The organism is Mesorhizobium sp. UC74_2 (genome assembly GCF_042701485.1).
Lineage (GTDB): Bacteria > Pseudomonadota > Alphaproteobacteria > Rhizobiales > Rhizobiaceae > Mesorhizobium.
This window is the reverse complement of the sequence record NZ_CP170562.1, coordinates 630,647-651,712: the sequence shown is the minus strand read 5'-3', so window position 1 is coordinate 651,712 and position 21,066 is coordinate 630,647. Positions and strand designations below refer to the sequence as shown.

The window sequence follows — 21,066 nt, the reverse complement described above, 5'->3', positions numbered from 1 at the left end:
ACATCAGCTCGAGTATTGATCCATGGCAACGGTTGATCAAAATGCCATCTTCGTAGCCCAGCCCACCAAGACGGTCGCCCGGCCGGCGGAGGATCGTATAGCCGGCTTCGATGGCGTGCGCGCTATCGCCGTGCTGATGGTCTTCATCAGCCACAAGACAACCCTGCCGCATCACGATTCCTATGGCTCTGTCGGCGTCTGGGTCTTTTTCGTGCTCAGCGGCATGCTCATTTCCTCGATCCTGTCGGAGATGCGCGGAAAGGTCGAAGCCGGAAGCCAGTCGAGCTGGCGGTCGATGGGGGACTTCTATCTGCGTCGCAGCCTGCGTATCTTCCCGCTTTATTACGCATGTCTCGCCGTTTTCGCGCTGGGTTCGCTGTTTACCTCATTCGTCGGCTTCTCGCGCATGGAAGCGACGATCTACGCCCTCTATGGCACCAACATCTATATCGGGATGACGCCAACCGCGGACCACGGCCATTTCGGTCACCTCTGGTCTCTGTCGGCGGAGGAACAGTTCTACCTGCTCTTCGCACCGGTCCTGCTGTTCATCCCGCGCAGATATCTGGCTTGGATCTGCATCTGTTTCATGATCGCCGGCGCGGCCATGCTGGCTTGGCTGGTGTCGGTGAAGGCCCACCCGAACGCCATCCACGTCGATCCGCTGATCGCCTTCGGCATGCTCAGTGTCGGCGGCTTCGTCGCCTCATTGAAAAACCTGAAGTCGCCCGCGTGGCTGGTGAGTGCGCAAGCCCAGGCGGCGGCTGGCCTGGCGCTGATCGCGATCCCGCTGGTCTTCGGATACTTCCGCGACACATGGAACATCTGGGGACCGCTGACATGCACGGTCGCCGGCCTCTTCCTGTTCCAGATCGCCCGGAACCAGCAGACGCCGGTCGTGGCTTTCCTCAACCTGTGGCCGCTGCGCTCGCTCGGCCGGGTGAGCTACGCCTTCTATGTCCTGCATCAGTTCGTCCATTTCTACGACGTCCAGGCGGTGTTCCATAGGCTGCACATGGACATCGACCCGCCGGTGATCGTGCAATTGGCCTTCGAGTTTTCCGTCACCGTCGCGCTGGCGACGCTCTCCTGGCGCTTCTTCGAGCGACCACTCCTGCGGCTTGGCGCCAGATTGACCGCGCGGGAAGGCGTCGAGGCCAGCAGCGCAACCGCCGCCTTGTCTCCGGGCTGGCAAACGGCCCCGCGATAGAGGCGGGCAAGAACGATGCGCCTCGACGACGAACGCCGCATCAAGGGTTTCGACGGCCTGCGTGCGATCGCCTTCATCTTCGTATTCGTCAGCCACAAGTTCCATCAGGGGACATACGCATCCCTCGGCGGCGACGGGGTAATGCTCTTCTTCGCACTCAGCGGCCTGTTGATCACCCGTATCCTGGCTCGCACGCGGATGGCAATCGAGGCGGGCGAGACGACGACGGTCGCAGGTCTGGGGCGCTTCTATCTTCGGCGCTCAGCCAGGATATTCCCCATCTACTACGCGACGATAGGCTTCTTCCTGGTTGCCTCGCTGTTCGTTCACTTCGATGGTTTCGAAGGCGGCGCGCCCCTGGCCATGCTGCTCTACGCCACAAACATCTATGTGTTCACGACCGGCCACTGGGTGGGCCATTTCAACCACTTCTGGACGCTGGCGATCGAAGAGCAATTCTATCTGTTGTTTGCCCCCTTGCTGCTGTTCATCCCCAGCAAGGCCGCCAGACACATCTGCGTTGCGTTCGTGGTTCTGGGTCTCGTCACTCAGGCGGGCCTCGAATGGGCCGGAGTATCGGCCAAGGTCGTCGGCCTGAATCCCATGACCGGCTTTGGTTATCTCGCCTTGGGAGGTCTGGCGGGACTGAGCCTCGACCGGCGGGTGCCGGCATGGCTGGTTTCCACGCCGGCCCAGGCCATCGCCGCGCTCGCCCTTCTCATCGTGCCCCTCACCGTCCTCAAGGACGAGATCGTCTGGCGCGTCTACGCGCCGGCAATCTCGGCGACAGCCGCGCTCCTGGTCCTTCAGATCGCGGGCAACCAGGCCTCACGCTTCGTCGCCTTTCTGGAGACGTGGCCCCTGCGCAGCCTGGGGCGCATAAGCTATGGCTGTTACATCTTCCACGAGTTCGTGCACTTCTATGACGTCGAGGCGGCAGTCCGGAAGTTTGGCATCACGCTCGCACCGCCGGATTGGATCTCAGCCCCCATAGAGCTTGTCGCGACCGTGGGCCTCGCGACCGTGTCCTGGCGGTTCTTCGAACGACCGATCATGGCCTGGGCTCACCAGATGACGCAGAAAGCCGCGCCGGCCGTCGCCTGAGACCACTCAGCCTGCGGAGGCGAACAACTTTCGCAGCAGGCCAAGATTGTGGTTGAGGCGCAGGTAATATTCGTGTTCGGGCCGGTCGAGCATCTGGAACGCGGCCAGCATCGGGATGGCGACGAGCATCTTGATCGCGCGCGCGATCTTCTGGCCTCGCGTCTTCATGCCCCTCAGCTCCACCTCGCCTTCCTTGCGGGCACGTTCCGTGAGCCATGCGCGCGTCAGGCGGCCAGCATGGACCTTGTGGTCTACAACGAAGGCGTCCGAGTACCAGCAGCGATAGCCGGCCCCAATCAGGTCGGCCATCATCTGGGCCTCTTCCCCGCTGGCCAGGTTCGAGCCGACCCGACCGGTCGTGACGTCGAACCCACCATGTTCCTCGAGCACGCTGCGGCGGAACAACATGTTGGCGCCGACCCCGATGGGATGATCGGTCGTGTCCCGGAAGCCGTCCTCATCGACCACCGACAACAACAGGCGCGCGCGCGGGCCGAGCTGGCTCGGGGGTATTTCAAGGCTGCCGGCGGCATCTGGCCAGCGGGGGATCACCCGTCCGGCCAGGATGGCGGTCCGGGCGTCACAGCGGCTCGCATGGGCAATCGCCGCCTCGACCCAACCGGGGCGCGGCACGGCATCATCGTCCAACAGTGCAATCCACTCGCCCCTGCCGGACTTGAAACCCGCATTGCGGGCCAGGGCAACGCCAGGCTCATCGAGCCGGATGAAGCCAAGCCCCCCGCGCGCGCTCAGGGTCTCCAGCACCGCGGCATGCGCAGGCACCGAGGCGCTGTCGATGACGATGACCTCCACAGGTTGGCCGGCGCATTGCGGCAGCAGGGCATCGACATTTTCCAGAACGTCGCGGCTGCGGTTGTGCGTGGCGATGACGACGCTGATAACCGGAGCATCGCTGTTGGTCTTCAACACAAACCTGGCATCCTGCATGCCCATTTGATCCAGGCCCATTCAGTCCAGCGCCGCGTTCTCGGTGGCCGGCGGACGGGCGCCCAGGCCGATCGACCAGAAGAAGGCGGCGCGCAAGGGCGTCGGCGTCACGAGCTGCCTTAGTGCCCGAAACGGAAACACCAGCAGCGCATGCCACACCGCGAACCGGACACCCTTCGCATCTCCCTTGGCCGCCCGCTCCACCGCCGCATCGGCGAAATAGATGTAGAATCCCAAGAGCGCAGCGAAATAGGAGTGCAGCCACTCTTTCGGAGAGTGCCATTTGCGCCAGGCGGGCATGGCATGCCGCATGAACACCTTGCGCGTGTAAGGAATCCGGCTCAAGACCAAGGCATCATAGGATCCCGACGGACGCTGGCGAAACAAGACGCAGGGTACGGCCGAATGCTCCATGTGCCCCCCGCCGGCGACACGCAACTGCCAGTCCCAGTCCTGGTCGGCCAGCAGGGTCTCGTCAAAATAACCGTAGGCGTCGCGTACCGCGATACGCGCAATCGTTGCGCCGATCTGTGGGAAATACCCGTCCAGCATCATCTTCAGATGGTCGCCGTCGGAACGAACGTCGTCAGGAATGGGAAGAGCGATCGGCCGCAGATCGGGGTCGGTCATTACCACCTGACCGAAGACTGCCTCGACCTCCGGATGACGATCGAAGAGCAACAGGTGCGGCCGGACATGTTGCCCAGTCCAGACGTCATCGTCGTCCAGGAAGGCAAGGAACTCCCCCGTGGCCGCCCGCATCGACGCGTTGCGCGCGGCGCCGGCGCCCGCAGTCGTCACGATCAGGTGTCGTGCGCCGTGAGCCTGCGTCACCACGCCGGTGGCATCGTGGTCAGAGCCATTGTCGCCAACCAGGATCTCGAAGCTCAGGTCTGGGCCTTCCAGCGCGCGGATGCTCGCCAGCGCCTGGTCCAGGTACTGCGGACGGTCGCGTGTCGGGACGATGACCGAAACGATGCGCGCCTGTCTCATCCCCACTCCTCCCACCGATCGAAGACGCCCGACAGGGCTGCTGAGAACACCCGCTTGTTGTCGAAGCGCGTGATGAAGGTGCGAGCGACCGTTCCAGCCGAACGCGTCTCTTCGGCCTGGGCGTAGACCAGATCATAGCCCGCCGCCTTGGCCTCCCGCATGGCGACTGGCGTCCAGTTGGCCGACTGACCGAGCGGGATCGCGAACGACGTCGGCGCGAAGCCGAGCCGGGCCTCGATCATAGCGCGCGAGCGGTCCAGTTCTTCGCGGGCAGCGGGGCCGTCCAGCCGTCCAAAATCAGGATGGGTCGCTGAGTGGCTGCCGATTTCGACGCCGTCGGCGGCAAGGCGCTCCAGATCGCGCCAGCCCAGGACCTCGTCGGTCGTCCAGGGCGAGGCGCCTTCGCTCCAGTCAGTGACTACGAAAAGGCTCCACGGCGCCGCGAAGTCCTTCAGGATCGGCGCGGCCTCGCTCATCACGCTGCGCAGGCCGTCGTCGAAGGTAATGGCGAGGTCCATCGGGTCGCCTCCCGTCCGCGCAATCTCCGACGCCGGGACGAACCGGTAGCCTTGCCTCGCGGCCCACTCCATCTGGCGACGGAACAGCTTTGGCGGCACGTCATTGTGATCCATCAGCGGCTGGCCGACCGAGTGATAGGCCAGGATCCGACCTCCCGAACGGCGCGCGCGTCTGCCAAGGACGGACATGCTTTCACGTTCGACGACCATGCGTGGGCTGATCAGATGATGCCTTTCGACACCGAACGCGCGGACAGCTCGTTTCAGAAGCTGCGGTGCTCGCCCAAGCGTACCCACTTTCGCCCTCTGATCTTTTTCCCGGTATCGAACAAGTAAGCTCATACCAGCTGTGACATCCGGCACCAACGCCACCATATCGAACCTGACGGTCCCGTAGCCTTATCCTTTCGAACACGGTCGCTCGTCGGGAGTAAGGCTCCAGATCAAAAGTATAAATCGCGATGACTGCGGGAGCAGGCAGCCGCTTCAGGCTATAGGGGTAGCCGAAGAGGTGGCGTCGTACTTGAGATCAATCGACCGCGGACGCGGCTGACGATGTGCCAGCCGGGAAAACCATCCACGGAACCTGATATCTAGCCGCCGTCCCTCAGCCGGCTCACGAACCGGGGCAGCCACTCGGGCAGCAGGTTGCGGACCGCATCGCGCGGTCCGTCGAAAGTCCCGGTCCGTGCCAGGTTTTGCCAAACCCGAAGCCGTTCCGGCAACGACATCAGGCGCAGGGAACGCTTCAGGATGGTCTCTACATTGTCGAACTCGCCGAACACGTCGTTGAGCAGAATGTCGGGATAGCCGTCGTAGAACGCCTCGTCTGCGGGTGCTCCTGTCTCGCGCAGCGGCGTGACCGGCGCGATCACCAGCGCCTTGGTATAGAGCGCTTCCAGGCTTTCCAGCCAATTCGGAGTGGTGTGCAGCCGCCTGACGTTGGCCGCCGTCTCATCGCCCCGGCGACGCATGGCCTCAGGATCGGACAGCCAATCCGCCAGAATGCGGTTGTAGTCCCCCATCGAGGTGGCGAAGCCAATGGTCGGTGCCAAGCCGGGCATATCGGTGCTCATGACGTTCGCATCCGACGGATAGGGAAACAGCGTTAGGCAGGGCGTGCCCAGGCCGCCGGCTTCCAGCATCGAGGTAATCGATACGAACGGGTAGGAATCGAGATAGACGTCCGCCGCCTCGAAGGCGAGTGAGGGATCGGGCGTCTCCGGCCGCCCCAGGATCCGCCCGCCGGTCGCCGCTATGGCCTCTTGCCAGTCGGCCGGCTCTCCCGGTCCTACGACCAGCAATCGAGCATCGGGGTGGGCCAGGAGCGCCTCGACATGCATGTCGGCGAACGAGACCCCGCCCATCGAGCGGTATTTCACGCCACGGGCTACCGAGACCAGAAGCGGCCCGCCAGCCGGGAGGCCGAGTTTCGCTCGCGCCTCGGCCCGGCTGTGTCTGCGCATCGGCGGATCGATCTGGATCGGCAGGGTGACGTGACGCTGCGCCGGGATCCCCCGCCGCTCCACCACCAGCCGCTCGCCCGACACACGCGAGCTGGCGATCAGGTCGCATACGGAGAGCCCGATCCAGAAGGCATGGTCGGCGTGGTTGACCAGCACCACGGGCGGCCGGTTGCGCTCGTCGGCGAAGGCCATGCTCGGCGTCGGATCCTCGTTGCTGACGTGCAAGACGACCAGGTCGAAATCAAGCGACAACTTCCGGAGCGCACTGGCCCATTCCACCGGTCCGCCGCGCGTCGCGCCAATCATGTGGATCTGGCCGCCGCGAGCCGCCACAGCCTGGCGCACCGACGATGGCGGCGCCCCGGGATGCCGCAACAGGGCCAGCGAGTGATGGCGCCCCTCGTCGGCGGCGATCCAGCGGCGCATCATCCGTGTCAGGCCACCAACCTCGTTCAGAACGGTGGCTACATGCAGCACGCGGTCGATCTTCGTCCGCGCCGGTCGCGCGGCTTCGACCTTCGCGGCAAGCGTCCGTCGCGCGATCTCGGTCAGTATCTGCTCAAGAGGTTCGGACCGATAGAAGCCGCAGTGCCGCTTGCGCGCAAGCGTGACTGCCGCCTCAACATATGCCGCAGCGGAGTTGAGGTCGCCAGCCCTCAGGCAGCGCTCGGCCTCACTTCGAAGGCTTCGAAATTCCTGGTAGTTGTGACGCAACCGCGCCACCTCAGATCGCATCGTCTCTGGCCCCCACGGTTCGCAGTCTGCCCTAGAATTTGCCATCTTGGATGGCCCCAACTTGCCAAGCGACAAGGCAGGTTACATAAAAACCATCATCGACCGCCAGACAGCTCCAGGGGGAAGCGATGCCTATTTCGGATAGTGTGGTGTTGCGTGGCGAGGTCGTCATCCACCATCCTGATCTGGTGAACCTCTACGGCTGCGAGGTCGGTGACGGCTCGCGCATTGGCGCCTTCGTTGAGATTCAGAAGAATTCCTATATCGGCGAGCGCTGCAAGATCTCGTCGCACACTTTCATCTGCGAGGGTGTTACCATCGAAGACGAGGTCTTCATCGGCCACGGCGTGATGTTCACCAATGACCGCCTTCCTCGAGCCACCAACCTGGACGGGAGCGCTCAAAGTGAAGCCGACTGGAAGGTCGAGCCGACTCTGGTCAAGAAGGGCGCCTCCATCGGCTCCAACGTGACGATCACCCCGGGTGTGACCATCGGCGAGCGAGCATTGATCGGCGCCGGCGCTGTCGTCACCCGTGACATCCCCGACTTCGCAATCGCTACCGGCGTACCGGCCCGCGTGGTCGCAGACGCAAGGACCGTAAAGGCTGGCTGAATCCCTGCCGGCATGGTTTCCTACGCCGAATTGCAATCCTTGGGGTAGATCGTTTGAGGTAGTTCCAACCCCTGCCCTCGTCTGCCTGGATGACCCTTGTTGGGTCCCGATGACCCAACGGCCATGATGACTTCGCGGCTTCAAACCAACAATTTGAAGAGGTCGAGATGGCTTGAAGAGGTCGAGATGGCACGACATTGGACGATCCACGGGCACTTCCCCTCTCAGCCGACGACAGGCATCCAGCGAGACCTCCAGGACTCCAGCGAGCGGGGAGCGGATGAGGGGCAGGCCAAAATCATCAATATCGGCATCATCGGTTACGGCTACTGGGGACCGAACCTCCTGCGCAACTTCGTGGAGCTTCCCCATGCCCGGGTCCGCATAGTCGCGGACCTGGACTCCAAGAAGCGCGAGTTGGTGGAGCGCCGCTATCCGGGTGTCCAGACCACTGGCGACGTTCAGGCCGTGTTCCAGGATCCCGAGATCGACGCCATTGCCGTTGCGACGCCGGTCAATAGCCACTTCGAACTCGGCATGTCGGCGCTGAAGGCCGGCAAGCATCTCTGGCTCGAAAAGCCGATGACCGAAACCTCGTTACAGGCCAGGATGCTGGTCAATGAGGCCGACAAGCGCGGATTGACCCTGATTGTCGATCATACCTTCATCTATACCGGCGCAGTCCGGAAGATGCGCGAGATCGTCGCTGCCGGCGACCTCGGCCAGATTTATTATTACGACGCCACCCGGGTAAACCTGGGTCTCTTCCAGAAAGACGTGAACGTCATCTCCGACCTGGCGGTCCACGACTTTGCGATCATCGACCGTCTGTTCGAAGAGCATCCGAACGCGGTCTCGGCCAGCGGTATCAACCATTTCCCCGGCACACCGGAAAATCTGGCCTACATCTCGCTGTTTTACGACTCCGGCATGATTGCGCACATCAACGTGAGCTGGCTGGCACCGGTGAAGGTGCGCAACATCCTGGTCGGTGGCTCCAACAAGATGATCACCTACGACGATCTGGAGCCCTCCGAGAAGGTCAAGGTCTACGACAAGGGCGTCTCGTTCACCGACGACCCGGCCAAGATCCACGAGATGCGCGTTGGCTACCGGACGGGCGACATGTGGGCACCCAAGCTCGACTCTACCGAGGCCCTGCGTATCGCCGGCCAGGAGTGGATCGACTGCATCATCGAAAAGAAGGTTCCGACCGCCGACGGCCAGCTCGGCCTGCGGGTGGTGGAGATCATCGAAGCCGCCACAAGCTCCATGCGCGGGCGTGGCGAAACCATTCATCTGCGACGAAAAGGGGCTGCGTGACATGATCCCGTTCGTTGACCTGAAAACCCAGTACGCCTCGATCAAACCCGAAATAGACGCAGCCATTCAGCGCACCCTGGAGACCTGTCTGTTTACGCTGGGTACAGAAGTCGCCGAATTCGAAAAGGAGTTCGCCGCGTATTCGCAAGCGACCTTCGGCGTCGGCGTCAACACCGGCACCAGCGCCCTGCACCTGGGTCTGCTGGCCGCGGGAATTGGGCCGGGCGACGAGGTGATCACCTCCCCCTTCACCTTCGTGGCGACGGTGGCGGCCATCTACTACACGGGCGCGACCCCGGTGCTCGTCGACATAGATCCTGCGACCTACACCATCGACCCAGCCCAGATCGAAGCCGCGGTCACGCCGGCTACCAGGGCGATCATCCCGATCCACCTCTACGGCCAGCCTGCCGACATGGACCCGATCATGGCCATCGCCAGGAAGTACGGCCTCGTGGTGCTGGAAGATGCCTGCCAGGCGCACGGTGCGGAATACAAGGGCAAGCGCGTCGGCGCCATCGGCGACATGGCTGCTTTCAGCTTCTATCCCGGCAAGAACCTCGGCGCCTATGGCGAAGGCGGGATGCTGATCACAGACAATGCCGGCCACAACCGCACGGTCCGCATGCTGCGCGACTGGGGCGCCGAGCGCAGATACCATCACGAACTCAAGGGCTATAACTACCGCCTGGAAGGCCTTCAGGGCTCCGTCCTGCGCGTGAAGCTCAGGTACCTGGACCGGTGGACCGAGCAACGCCGCGCCATAGCTGCCCGCTATGATGCCATGTTCGCTGACAGCGACCTGCCGACCCCCTTCGTCCGCGACGACGTGCGCCACGTCTACCATATCTACGCCGTGCGCACGCCCGACCGCGCCCGTTGGCAGGAGGCACTGACCGCACAGGGGATCCAATCGGGCATCCACTATCCCATCCCGGTGCACCTGCTGCCCGCCTATGCAGACCTCGGCTACAGGCGAGGCCAGTTCCCGCATGCTGAAAAAGCCGCCGACGAGGTCCTGTCTCTACCCATGTTCCCGGAGTTCACGGAACGGCAGCAGGACGTGGTGGTGGCCGCGATCAAGGAATTGCAAGCAGGCGTTCGACGGGCGGACACCCATTCGATCCGAAAATGGGCCTGACGTGGCCACCTCCAACCGATGACAGGAAAAGACGATGAAACTTGAGGGCTCTCGCATCCTGGTGACCGGTGGCTGCGGTCTGATCGGCTCGACCACCATCGACCTTCTGCTGAAGGATCACGCGCCGGAAAAGATCGTGATCCTCGACAACCTGGTCCGCGGCAGCCTGCACAACGTCAAGGACGCCCTGCAGGATCCGCGTGTCGAACTTGTCGAAGGCGATATTCGCGACGTGGAGGCTGTCCACAAAGCCACAGACGGCATGGACGCCGTGATCCACATGGCAACCCTGAGGGTCATCGCCTGCGCCGCTGAGCCTCGCGAAGCCCTCGGCGTAATGTGCGACGGGAGCTACAACGTCCTTGAGGCCGCCCAGGCCAAGGGCGTGAGGAAGATCTGCGCGGCTTCCTCAGCCTCGGTCTACGGCCTGGCCGAGCACTTCCCGACCGACGAGGGCCACCACCCGTATAACAACCGCACCTGGTACGGCGCCAGCAAGGTCATGCTGGAAGGTCTGTTGCGCTCATTCAACGACATGTACGGCCTACCTTACGTGGCCCTGCGCTATTTCAACGTGTACGGCCCGCGCATGGACGTGCATGGCAAGTATACCGAGGTCTTGATCCGCTGGATGGAACGTATCGCCGCCGGCCAGCCGCCGCTGATCCTCGGCGACGGGTCGACCACCATGGACTTCGTCTATATCGAGGATATCGCCAGAGCCAACATCCTGTCGCTCCTGTCGGACGTGGAGGACGACGTGTTCAACGTCGCCAGCGGCGTGGAGACCAGCCTGAACGACCTGGCCGCCTCGCTGCTGCGCGTGATGGGCTCCAGTCTCCAGCCGGAATACGGGCCAGAGCGCAAGGTGAACCCCGTCTCGCGGCGCCTCGCGGACACGTCCAAGGCAGAGAAGATGCTGGGCTTCAAAGCAACCATCGACCTCGACGAGGGTCTCGCCCGCCTGGTCGAATGGTGGCGTGCCAATCGTGAGCAGGTGACCGCAGGACCCGCCCGGGCGGCGGCGTAGCACTCCTGCCAGGCCTCGCGCGCAGTCTGAACGCGGGTTGGCGCGTAAGATCGATCGGATACCGATGCGCCGACGATGCTGTGCATTTCGCGCAGCTTTGCACACCGGTATAAGCCACTCGAACGAATGATTGCGAAGCGCATCGGCTGGATCGGCGGCAGCGGTCTCCCGCTACCAGCGTAGTCTCAGACACTGCATTCCTCATCTGGGCTAGTGATCGAACCGCCAGCGTTTTCGCTGAGCCCTTTCGCGCACGCATCCTAGATTTTGAGGTGCGCAAGAATACGTGCACGCGCCTCACTGTCCATTTCGCCGGAGTCATCGATACGGCCGAGTTTCAACACGGCCCAGCGATTGGCGATGCCAAGCACCAGGTCGAGATTTTGTTCGACCATCAACACGGTGGTGTTGCTAGCTCGACATTCCTCGACAAGCACCCGTCCAATCCGCTCGACCACAGAGGGCTGGAGACCCTCCGAAATCTCGTCGATCAGCAGGAGCTTCGGCTGAAGCATCAAGGCGCGGCCGAGGATCAGCATCTTCTGCTCCCCACCCGAGAGCGTTCCCGCCTTCTGGTTCACTCTCTCCCGGAGAAAAGGAAAGTGCTGACAGACCCGTTCGATCCCCTGCTTCAACTCCTTGTCCGTGTGCAGGGCCAGACGAAGATTGTCGCGGATCGTCAGGTCCTGGAACAGCGCGTGTTCCTGCGGAGCATAGGCGACGCCGGAAGCAATCAGCGACGCAGGCGATGCGCCGGCTATGGGTTGCCCATCGAGATCGATGCTGCCCGATCGCATCACCACAAAGCCGAGGATCGTCTTCAGCAGCGTCGTCTTGCCCATGCCGTTCTTGCCCATCAAGGCAAATATCTGACCGTGCGGGACAGTCATCGACAACGTGTCGATGATGTTGATGGCGCCGTATCCGCTGGAGACCGCGGTGACAGACAGTTTTGGAACGGGCGCGGCTGCCTCAGTCATGTGCGCCTCCTGAATAGATTGCCTTGACGAGTTCGGAATTGACGACATCCTGCACGGTTCCATCGAGCACCAGCTGGCCCTGATGCAGCACCACGATGCGGCTCGATATGTCCCGGACAAAGTCGAGGTCGTGTTCGACCAGAATGGCCGCCAATCCCAATTCACCTGTCAATTTCTTGAGGATCGTCCCGATGGTCATCCGCTCCGTCTTGGTCAAGCCTGCCGTCGGCTCGTCGAGCAGGATCAGTTGTGGCTCCAGCGCTACGACCATCGTCAGTTCAAGGCTTTGTTTCAGGCCATGCGACAGAGCGGAAACCGGTCGATCAAGCATTCCGTCGAGTGCCGTCAGTTTCAGTATCTCCACCGCGGCCGGAGGCAAATCCAGTTCCTGCGAGCCGTGTACAAGGCTGGGAGCGTGTCGTGCCGCGCGAGCCATGCGCAGGCATTCGGCAACAGTCAGGCTGTCGAACACGCTGGCGACCTGGAATTTGCGACCGACACCCAAGGCTACGATGGCGTCTGGAGCCAGACCCGCAATGTTGGCGCCACGCACTGACACCGACCCGCCGATCGTTTCAGTGCCATCGGAGAGGCAACGCATCAGCGTCGTCTTGCCTGCCCCGTTGGGTCCGACGAGGCTGACCAGTTCGCCTGGCTGCACCGTCAGGTTGATGCCTCGCAGGACGTTCAGACTGCCGTAGGATTTCCCCAGATCGCGGATCGTCAAAAGCGATGGCTTGTCGACGACGTCCTGCCGTACCTGCATGGCTTGCGCCAGGCGCAACGGATTGCTCCCTTTCCGAAGGGCTTTGCTGCGCGGCAGAATTTTCCCGATCAAGCCGGCCAGGCCGTTCGGCAACAGGATGATCATCGCCACGAAGAGGGCGCCGACGACAAGCTTCCACAGGAATGGCAACTGGCCCGAAAGGCTCGCCGAAAGATAGTCGATGCCGATGGTGCCGAGCACCGGGCCCAAAATGGTGCCTCGACCACCGAGTGCCGTCCAGATGACCAGTTCGGTGCCAAACACGAAACCGGTGTTTTCGGGAGCAACGACACCGGACGCGTTGGCAAAGAGAAAGCCCGCCAAACCCGTCACGCCAGCCAGAATGGCGGTAAGAGCGATCTTGATGCGGCCGGCGTTGAGACCAAGATAGGCGCAGCGCGCCTCGTTGTCGCGGATCGCGACAAGCACCTTGCCTGCGTCTGAACGCACAAAAATCCAGGCTGCAGCGGCAACGGCGAGAAGACAGAAGCCTGTAAGCCGGAAGTACCCCGCCAGGCTTAGCGGCAGGGTGGCGTACCCCACCAGTCCACTGCTGGATCCCGTCCACTGCCCTCCGGAGAACGCGACCTGCGTGACGACGATCGGCAGAACGAGCGAGATCACGGTGGCGTAGAGTGGCGTGGTGCCATAGCCGAATGAAAGCCAGCCGACCACGACACCCAGGGCAAGCGGAACCAGTATGGCGAGCACGAAAGCCAGCAGCATCAGTTCGGGACTGTTGCCCAGATGGGTCAGAACCATGGCGGTTGCGTAAGCGCCGATGCCGAAGAAAGCGGCTTGGCCGAAGGTCAGGACACCCGTGTACCCCCACAGCAGATCGACGGTCACCGCCAGCATGGCGTAGATCATCGAACGGCTGAGCACGTTGAGGGCAAAGCGGTCGAGAAATGCCGGGCCGAATGCAATCATGAGCAGCGAAGCGACGACGAGCGCTCCGAGCAGCCAAACCCGGATATTGGGCAATCTGGATTCAGGCACGTGCGAATCCTTTCGGGCTGATACGCAGCACGAGCGCGCAAAGGACGGCGACTGTGATGCCGCCAAGAACCGGGCTGACGAATGTGCTGACCAGCGTCTGCGCTCCGCCAAAAACCAGACACGCCACGGCCAGGGCACCAAATGAGGAACCGGCCACCATGACCAGCATGAAGGCGCCGATGAGCCAGGCCAGGCCCATGTCGGGATCCACGCTGGTTAGCGGCGTCAGGAGCACTCCAGCCAGCGCTGTCAGTCCCGTGCCGATCATGAAGGTGGTCAAACGCACTTTCGCCGTGTCGATGCCCAGGGCGCGTGCCAGCGTTTCGTTCATGATGACGGCGCGGGCGGAGAGGCCAAGACGGGTTCCCTCGAGCAGGATTGCGAAACCAAGGCCGACCACCAGGGCCGCCAGGACCATGAAGAGCCGATAGAACGAGTAATCGATACCAAACACATTGATCGTTCCCGAGAGCAGGTTCGGCGTGAATTGCACGTCACGGCCAAACCAGAGTGTGATCAATTGACCGATCACGATACCGAGCCCCCAGGTGGCGAGGATGGCATCGAGCGGCCGCCGGTAGAGTGGCCGCACCACGAGCACTTCGGTGATGCCACCGAGAGCGGAGCCGACGGCGAACGCGACCGGAAGCGCCAGCCATGGATTGAGACCCATCCCGGCAGTGGCGACCGCGCAGTAGCCGCCAACCGTCAGCCAGGCGCCGTGGGCGAAATTGATGATCTTGAGCACGCCAAAGATGGCCAGAAGTCCGGCCGCGACGACAAACAGGATGGCTGCGGTCGTGATAACGTCGAGCAGAATGGTCATGATCTCTCCCAGTGTCGAAAGGAGCGGAGCCAGAGCGTTTCCGTTTTACGGAAACGCGGAAACGCTCTAACCCTTTGTTTTTGTGCAATTCCGGACGGAAAACCGTTCCACACTTTTCCTGGAATTGCTCTCGCCCCCCTTTCGATCAGCTCGATGTCAGAGGTTGGGACACTGGGTACCAGGATCGACGTTCGGGAATGTCTCGACCACTTTTACCGAGCCGTCTTCCTGAACCTGACCAAGATACATCGTCAGCGGTGCATGATGCTGCTTGTTCATCGAAACCGTACCACGGGGGCCGGCAAAGGAAACTTCGCCCAGGGCCGAAAGCACGGCGGACGTATCGGTTGAGCCCGCCTTTTCGACAGCTGCCTTGTAGAGATAAACGCCTTCGTATTGCGGTACGGAAAGGTCGTTGGGTGTACGCAGTTCACCGCTGAACTTCTTCTGCATGGCCTCGAGGAACTTCTTGTTCGCCGGGCTGTCGATGGAAGTCACGTAGGAGGCCGCGATGTAGATGCCTGCAGCGTCAGGCCCCATGCTCTTGGCCGTTCCCTCGTCGACGGCGAGATTGCCATAAGCCAGCTTCACGCCCGCGCCTCGCAGCTGTTTGGTGAGCGTGACGTTCGGAGCGCCTCCCGCAGTCGATGTGATCAGGGCATCGGCACCGGAACTTTTGAGCTTGGAAATGATGGCCGTCCAGTCGGTGCCTTCGATAGGCAGATACTCCTCGCCCACGACCTGCGCGCCAGCCTTCTCAAGATATGTCCGGGCGAATTCAAGCATGCCCCGGCCGAAGGCATAGTCGCTGCCCACCAGGAAGAATTTCTTGGCGCCTTCCTTCTTGACGAAATAGTCGACGACAGGTGGCACCTGCTGTTCGGGCACCCAGCCGTTCACATAGAGGTTAGGGCTGCAGGAACGCCCTTCGTAGAAGGACGTGTAGATAAAGGGAACCTCGCCCTTTGCGACGATGGGCAGGCCGGCATTTCGGGCCGCGCTGGTCTCCATCGAGATGATGGCGTTGACTTCCTTCTGGAAAACGAGCGAGTCGAACGCCTTCTGCGCGCCTGCCGCGCCCGAGGCATCGTCGGCGATCTCAAGCTGGAGCTTGCGCCCCAGCACGCCGCCCGCCGCATTGATCTCTTCGACCGCCAGCTCGGCCGATTGCACCACCGACGGCGCGACAACGCTGTTGGCGCCTGACAGACCAACCGGTATGCCGATCTTGATCGGCTCCTCGGCCCATGCCACCGTTGCCAGCAACGCGCCGGCCATCGCGAAAAGCAGCTTTCCTGTTGTTCTATCCATGTTGGTTCCCCTTTTTTTCATGGTTGTCGTTGTTGGACTCGCGTCGGTCAGCCGTAGACATCCGGCCGTCGATCATTGATCACATCGTTGCGCTCGCTGACGATGCGGCTTTGCACTGCGATGCCAGGCGAAACGGTAGCCATGAGAATGGCGTCGCCGGTTCGGCTGGCGGGGCCTGCCAACAGCCTGCCATTCGGCCCCACGATGATGCTGCTGCCGATAAACGGCTGTCCGCGCTCCGTTCCGATGCGGTCGGCGCAGGCGATATATATGGCGTTCGAATGAGCCGCTGCCTGATGAAGGATATTGGCCATCGGCATGTCTCCCCCGTCATGACCGGTGATGGGAACCCAGTTGGTCGGCACGCAGACGAGTTCGACCCCCTTCAGCCCGAGTTGGCGGAATGTCTCCGGGAACCAGCCGTCGTAACAGATTGCCAGTCCAATCGGTCCTAGAGCCGTATCAAACACCGGCAGACCGAGGTCGCCGGGCTCGAAGAACAGCTTCTCGCGGTTCCACAGGTGGAGCTTGCGAAACTTGCCGATATAGCCGGATGGGCCGCAAAGGATGGCAGAGTTGTAGAACAGGTCGCCATCTCTCTCAGCGAGTCCGCAGACGATGTGGACGCCGAGTTCTTGAGCCAATGCGATCAGACGCTGCGCGGACAACCCGTCCGGAATTGGCGCGGCCAGGCGCGCAAGTTCCTCGCGGCTTTCAAAGACGTAGCCCGTATCGGCCAGTTCGGGCAGCACAGCCAGGCTGGCACCATTGGCGTGGGCCTCCCGGATGCGGGCCTCCATGGCGGCCAGATTGGCGTCGACCCTGCCGATGACCGGCTCGTACTGGATGCAGGCGATGTTGAAATCGGGGCGAAGCGCTTCCGTCGGTATGCTCAAGTCTATCTCCAAACGCAAAAAACCCCTGGCGCGGAACTCAATCCGCTAGCCAAGGGCTGCACAGCCAAATTTTCGCGGCTATCCAGCCGCCGAGCAAACCTGCTCTCTCGCTGAAGCAAACACAGTTTGGCGGAAGTCGTCAAGCGGCAAAAAAAGCAGGCACCGCAGGATCAGCGTAGGCATGCGTATTCGAAGCCAACAGCCGTCAGACTTTCAACGGCCCCGATACGGTGAGGCCAAAAGCCCGCATCGCCTCGCTTGCCGAGATAATGCTATCGGCGACGGCGACGATCGCAATCCGCTTGGAGGTCGCCTGATCTCGGATGAGCTTGTAGGCAGCATCTTCCTCGATGCCATTCAGCTCGGTGAGGATCTTGACGGCCTTCTCGATCGCCCGGCGGCCTTTCAGCGTATCCTCCAGCTTGCGAACCTTGTTGGCCAGCCGACTTTCGTAACCGACACGATAGCGCGCCAGGGCAAACTGGGTCAGCACGCCAAGCTGACGGAGCGGCTTCGTCAGGACGCCATGCGCATTGAGATCGACAATCGCTTTCAGCGACGTCGGGCTCTCGTAGGTGACAATTGCTATGACCGCGGCCTTGCTGCCCTCAAGCAGCGCGACCAGGGGATCGATCGCCGTATCGCCGACTTGCAGGAAAACGGCGTCGAGATCGGCCGACAGCGTGGCCGGTGGCGGCCACATCGCCTTGACGTCGCAACCCAACCGCTTGAGATGATCGACCAATGCCGATCCGTCCTCGTCCCGCGGGTGCAAAACCAGAACCCGCGCCTGGCGTAGATCGTCGAGGATCCGTTTCAATGTCGACACCGTATCAACTCTGCAGCAAAGGCTCCTCGAAACGAATGGAGGCGAGATAGGGGTCGGGTCGTATCTGTACCTGGGATTTCCAGGCGATATCGAATTGCCCCCTCGCATTCGCCACCCCGATGCGGGGTGTGGACCAGACATGCCGGTTTTCCGGATCAAAGTGCAAGCGACCCTCCGGCGACATGTAGTCGACCGCCAGCGCCGCCTGCCCCAGCCGGTGGGTATCGAGGGTTTCCGCAAGTTCCAAAGCTCGCGCAAACAGGTGAATCTGGGCATAGGCGGTCTGTGACCACATCGTCGCCATGGCATTGCCATCGAACCGGGCCGTCAGGGCTCGGATGAAGCGGTGGTTTTCGTCATTTTCGACCGTGGCAAGATAAGGAGCAGACAGGACGTGGCCGGTGCATCGCTCGGGACCGATGACGCGGATTTCACTTTCGGCGAGTGTCAGGCTCGCGATTGGACGCTTTTCCCGATCGATACCGGCATCGGCATACATGCCGTAGAGTTTCTGGGCGCTGCGCCCGATGACGGTCGAAAACACTGCATCCGCCTCGGCTTTCTCGATCTCCTTCATGAGCCGGCGCATCGTGCGCTCGTCAGCATCCAGAGGCACATACTGTTCGCCGACGATCTCGCCGCCTTTGCACTCCAGCAGATCGCGCATGACCCGATTGGACTCGTGCGGATAGATGTAGTCGGAACCGGCCATGAAGATGCGCGGCCCATAGTTCTGCATGATGAAGTCGGCGAGCGCGAACGTATTCTGGTTGAGGGTGGCGCCCGTATAAAGGACGTTTTCGGAATATTCGAAACCTTCATAGATCGACGGGTACCAGAGCAGGCCGTTATGTCGTTCAACGATCGGCAAAGCAGCCTTTCGGCTTCCCGACATCGAACATCCGAAGATCACGTTGACGTCGTCTTCGGTGAGCAGTTTGCGGGCCAGGGAACGATACCCCTCGGGGTCACCGGCCGGATCATAGGCTATCGGCTCGATCTGGCGTCCCAGGACGCCACCGCCGGCGTTGATCTCCTCGATGGCCAGTGCCGTTCCGAAGAAATGCTCGGATTCCGTGACCGCAGTGATGCCACTGCGAGAAAACAGAATGCCAATACGCCACGTCGCTGACATCTTCCGAGCCCTTTATCCAACCATGGCGTAGTTTACTTCGCCGATTGATGCAATCAGCCGAGCCAGGCACCCTCGGCGAGAACGATCAGCGCGTTTCGCAGGCGACATCTTGCGCCGGCGCGCCAGCGCTGACCTTCTCCCGCAGATTTCCGGGCTCAACCCGTTCGCGGCGGCCGGAAAAGCGCCCGAACCGGCTATCAAACGCCTCCGAAGGGTCGGATCGGAGAACCATCCTCGAACCTTGAGTGCCTGAATGGAGACGGATCGACAATCGGCTCCTGGCCGAGCGCCAGATCCGCAAGAAGGCGCCCTGCCCCCGGCCCAATTCCAAAGCCATGACCGGAAAAGCCGGTGCCGACGATCAGGCCGGGAACCGCATCGACGGGCGAGATGACCGGGATCGTGTCTGGCATGGCGTCTATCATACCACCCCATTTCTGCACGATCCCGGCCTCGCTGAACCGGGGAAAGACGCGCGTCAAGGCTCGATAAGCCTTGTCGAGTGTCGTTTCGACAGGGTCAGGGTCCAGGGTACGAATGTGCTCGAATGGCGAAACATCATCGAGAGCCCATGGGCGCTCCAATCGCCATCGGTCGAAAAAGGCGCGACCGAATCTCAATTGGAGGTGTCGCCCCTCGATTTTGAGAAGGGGCAGGAAATCCATGAAATAGCGAAAGCTGTCCGGGGTTATTTCGGCGCGGTTTTCAGAACCATTTGCGATTGTGTAGCCGCCGTCGAGACGCTTTCGATAAGCGAACTGCGATGACCAGGCAGCTCCGGGAGGTCCGTCAAGGGGGCTGGTCCGCAGAACGGAGGCCCTTACGCCAAGCTGCGGCAGACGAATACCCAGGGAGCGGCAGAAAAGCGTGCTCCAGATCCCACCGGCGAGAACCACTGTCTTGCATGCGATCGGACCGCGCTCGGTCACCACGGACGTCACCTGGCCGGCTGTGGTTTCGACGCCACGCACGGCACATTGCTGCAGGATAATGGCACCATGTCGCTGTGCTGCGCGCGCGATCGCGGGAGCCGCCTTCTGTGGTTCGGCGCGTCCATCACTTGGCGTGTAAAGACCACTTCGCCACGGCTTCGCCGCACCCGGCATCAGCTCAGCGACCGCCGGCCCCCGCATCATGTGTGTGTCCAGGCTGTAGGATCCTGCCGCCTTCAGCCAGGCCTCCCGTTGCGCCTCATCTCCGGCATTTTCACAGGCGTACAGGATACCGGTTTGCCGGAAGCCAACGTCCTCACCAAGCATCTGGGAAAGGCCTTCCCAGATCTTGATCGCTTCAACGATCAGCGGAAGTTCACGCGGGTCACGTCCCATTCTGCGGACCCAGCCCCAGTTGCGGCTGGATTGTTCGCCAGCGATTTCGCCCTTTTCACACAGGACGACCGGAACCCCTGCCATCGCCAGAAACAGGGCCGTACTGACACCGATGATGCCACCGCCGATGACCACGACTTCTGCCTGGCGCGGAACGATCTCGTTGGAAGTGACTGTTTCTGTCGGGGGTTGCATCCCTGCCGATGCCCTTTGTCCTGCTGCGCATTCGCGGCTGCGTGCCGCACGATTGCGGTAAGCCGCTGTAGAAAGGGACGCTAATTATGCCCGCGGCAATGATCGCCGTCATTTTTCTTGTTGGACCAGGCGCACCCACCTGCCCGACACCATCATCGTCTTCAGCCGCCTTGGAATGTCGGTCCGCTCCGGAGACATCGACCAGCGCGCGAATTGAGGAAGCCGCCTCTGACGGTCAACGCCGCTAACTCGGCAAGCCAAGTTGCACGAGTATGCGGTTGATGTCCTGGCGAGCACGAAGATAGACGTCGCTGGCATTGTTGACCAGGTAGGATCTGATGGTTGTCACCTGATCAGCCATCGCCAGTTGTGATCGCATTCGCCCGAGGCAAACGAACGCCCGATGCATGCCCGGCAAATCAATCCCGGAGGAACGAAGTCGGAATATTAGAACAATCTAAATCATTGATTCTATTCAAGTTCGTATGCCATTTTCCCAAACTTAGAACAAGGTCAGATGCCAAAGGGAAAGTTCGCCGGCAAGGTCGTTCGATAAAATTTATGTCTGCTTGAGAATCCACCAAATAAAGTCTTTTACAAGCCTACTTATTCGTCTTATCGTTATACTTCGTGTCTATGTAGAATTGAAGCCATACCCAAGTTCTCATCCGCCGGATGCAGGGCATGGAGTGGTTTGCTCTGGCCTCTGGGGGATGGGT

18 protein-coding genes are annotated in these 21,066 nt (G+C 61.7%); 6 read left to right on the top strand and 12 right to left on the bottom strand.

What is annotated here, in order from left to right:
* Positions 1–22: 22 nt before the first annotated feature.
* Entirely contained in the window at positions 23–1,210 is a 1,188-nt protein-coding gene (locus ACFJIU_RS03030; RefSeq protein ID WP_379067377.1) for an acyltransferase family protein, read from the top strand.
* A gap of 15 nt (positions 1,211–1,225) precedes the next feature.
* Positions 1,226–2,314, top strand: coding sequence for an acyltransferase family protein (locus ACFJIU_RS03025; protein ID WP_379067375.1), 1,089 nt, complete (start codon positions 1,226–1,228; stop codon positions 2,312–2,314).
* 6 nt (positions 2,315–2,320) lie between these two features.
* On the opposite strand, the gene ACFJIU_RS03020 is transcribed toward ACFJIU_RS03025, so the two are convergent.
* The 4 genes from ACFJIU_RS03020 to ACFJIU_RS03005 all read right to left on the bottom strand — a co-directional run bounded on the left by ACFJIU_RS03020 (position 2,321) and on the right by ACFJIU_RS03005 (position 6,953).
* Positions 2,321–3,262, bottom strand: a complete 942-nt coding sequence (locus tag ACFJIU_RS03020) for a glycosyltransferase family 2 protein (protein ID WP_379067373.1) — start codon at positions 3,260–3,262, stop codon at positions 2,321–2,323.
* Positions 3,263–3,283: 21 nt separating this feature from the next.
* Positions 3,284–4,255: a glycosyltransferase family 2 protein gene (locus tag ACFJIU_RS03015; protein ID WP_379067371.1), complete on the bottom strand. Its 972-nt coding sequence runs from the start codon at positions 4,253–4,255 to the stop codon at positions 3,284–3,286.
* Complete coding sequence (locus ACFJIU_RS03010) at positions 4,252–5,070, bottom strand: polysaccharide deacetylase family protein (RefSeq protein WP_379067369.1); 819 nt, start codon at positions 5,068–5,070, stop codon at positions 4,252–4,254. The genes ACFJIU_RS03015 and ACFJIU_RS03010 overlap by 4 nt, the downstream gene beginning before the upstream one ends.
* A 296-nt stretch (positions 5,071–5,366) precedes the next feature.
* Positions 5,367–6,953 carry a glycosyl transferase family 1 gene (locus tag ACFJIU_RS03005; protein ID WP_379067367.1) on the bottom strand — a complete coding sequence of 529 codons (1,587 nt, stop codon included), beginning with the start codon at positions 6,951–6,953 and terminating at the stop codon, positions 5,367–5,369.
* Between the two features lie 149 nt (positions 6,954–7,102).
* On the opposite strand from ACFJIU_RS03005, the gene ACFJIU_RS03000 reads away from it, so the two are divergent.
* The 4 genes from ACFJIU_RS03000 (at position 7,103) to ACFJIU_RS02985 (ending at position 11,082) form a co-directional block, all read left to right on the top strand.
* Complete coding sequence (locus ACFJIU_RS03000) at positions 7,103–7,588, top strand: acyltransferase (RefSeq protein ID WP_379067365.1); 486 nt, start codon at positions 7,103–7,105, stop codon at positions 7,586–7,588.
* Between the two features lie 297 nt (positions 7,589–7,885).
* Entirely contained in the window at positions 7,886–8,911 is a 1,026-nt protein-coding gene (locus ACFJIU_RS02995) for a Gfo/Idh/MocA family protein (protein WP_379072941.1), read from the top strand.
* A 1-nt stretch (position 8,912) separates the two neighbouring features.
* On the top strand, positions 8,913–10,052 hold the full coding sequence (locus ACFJIU_RS02990; protein ID WP_379067363.1) for a DegT/DnrJ/EryC1/StrS family aminotransferase: 1,140 nt from the start codon (positions 8,913–8,915) through the stop codon (positions 10,050–10,052).
* A gap of 34 nt (positions 10,053–10,086) precedes the next feature.
* A complete protein-coding gene (locus tag ACFJIU_RS02985; RefSeq protein ID WP_379067361.1) occupies positions 10,087–11,082 on the top strand; it encodes an NAD-dependent epimerase/dehydratase family protein in 996 nt (331 codons plus the stop codon).
* A 260-nt stretch (positions 11,083–11,342) separates the two neighbouring features.
* Here the strand turns inward: ACFJIU_RS02985 and ACFJIU_RS02980 are convergent, their stop codons facing one another.
* The 8 genes from ACFJIU_RS02980 to ACFJIU_RS02945 form a co-directional block, all read right to left on the bottom strand.
* Positions 11,343–12,062, bottom strand: coding sequence for an ABC transporter ATP-binding protein (locus tag ACFJIU_RS02980; RefSeq protein ID WP_379072939.1), 720 nt, complete (start codon positions 12,060–12,062; stop codon positions 11,343–11,345).
* The gene (locus ACFJIU_RS02975) at positions 12,055–13,758 is read right to left on the bottom strand and encodes an ATP-binding cassette domain-containing protein (protein ID WP_379072937.1); all 1,704 of its coding nucleotides are present in this window, start codon (positions 13,756–13,758) and stop codon (positions 12,055–12,057) included. Before ACFJIU_RS02975 ends, ACFJIU_RS02980 begins: the two co-directional genes overlap by 8 nt.
* 61 nt (positions 13,759–13,819) lie before the next feature.
* On the bottom strand, positions 13,820–14,653 hold the full coding sequence (locus tag ACFJIU_RS02970) for a branched-chain amino acid ABC transporter permease (RefSeq protein ID WP_379067359.1): 834 nt from the start codon (positions 14,651–14,653) through the stop codon (positions 13,820–13,822).
* A 156-nt stretch (positions 14,654–14,809) separates the two neighbouring features.
* Positions 14,810–15,964, bottom strand: coding sequence for a substrate-binding protein (locus ACFJIU_RS02965; RefSeq protein WP_379067357.1), 1,155 nt, complete (start codon positions 15,962–15,964; stop codon positions 14,810–14,812).
* Between the two features lie 47 nt (positions 15,965–16,011).
* Positions 16,012–16,860 (bottom strand): nitrilase family protein, encoded by an 849-nt coding sequence (locus ACFJIU_RS02960; RefSeq protein WP_379067355.1) that lies wholly within the window; start codon positions 16,858–16,860, stop codon positions 16,012–16,014.
* Positions 16,861–17,065: 205 nt separating this feature from the next.
* A complete protein-coding gene (locus tag ACFJIU_RS02955) occupies positions 17,066–17,689 on the bottom strand; it encodes an ANTAR domain-containing response regulator (RefSeq protein ID WP_379067353.1) in 624 nt (207 codons plus the stop codon).
* A gap of 4 nt (positions 17,690–17,693) precedes the next feature.
* Entirely contained in the window at positions 17,694–18,824 is a 1,131-nt protein-coding gene (locus tag ACFJIU_RS02950) for a transporter substrate-binding domain-containing protein (RefSeq protein WP_379067351.1), read from the bottom strand.
* A 197-nt stretch (positions 18,825–19,021) separates the two neighbouring features.
* Positions 19,022–20,347 (bottom strand): NAD(P)/FAD-dependent oxidoreductase, encoded by a 1,326-nt coding sequence (locus ACFJIU_RS02945; RefSeq protein ID WP_379067349.1) that lies wholly within the window; start codon positions 20,345–20,347, stop codon positions 19,022–19,024.
* Between the last annotated feature and the right edge of the window lie 719 nt (positions 20,348–21,066).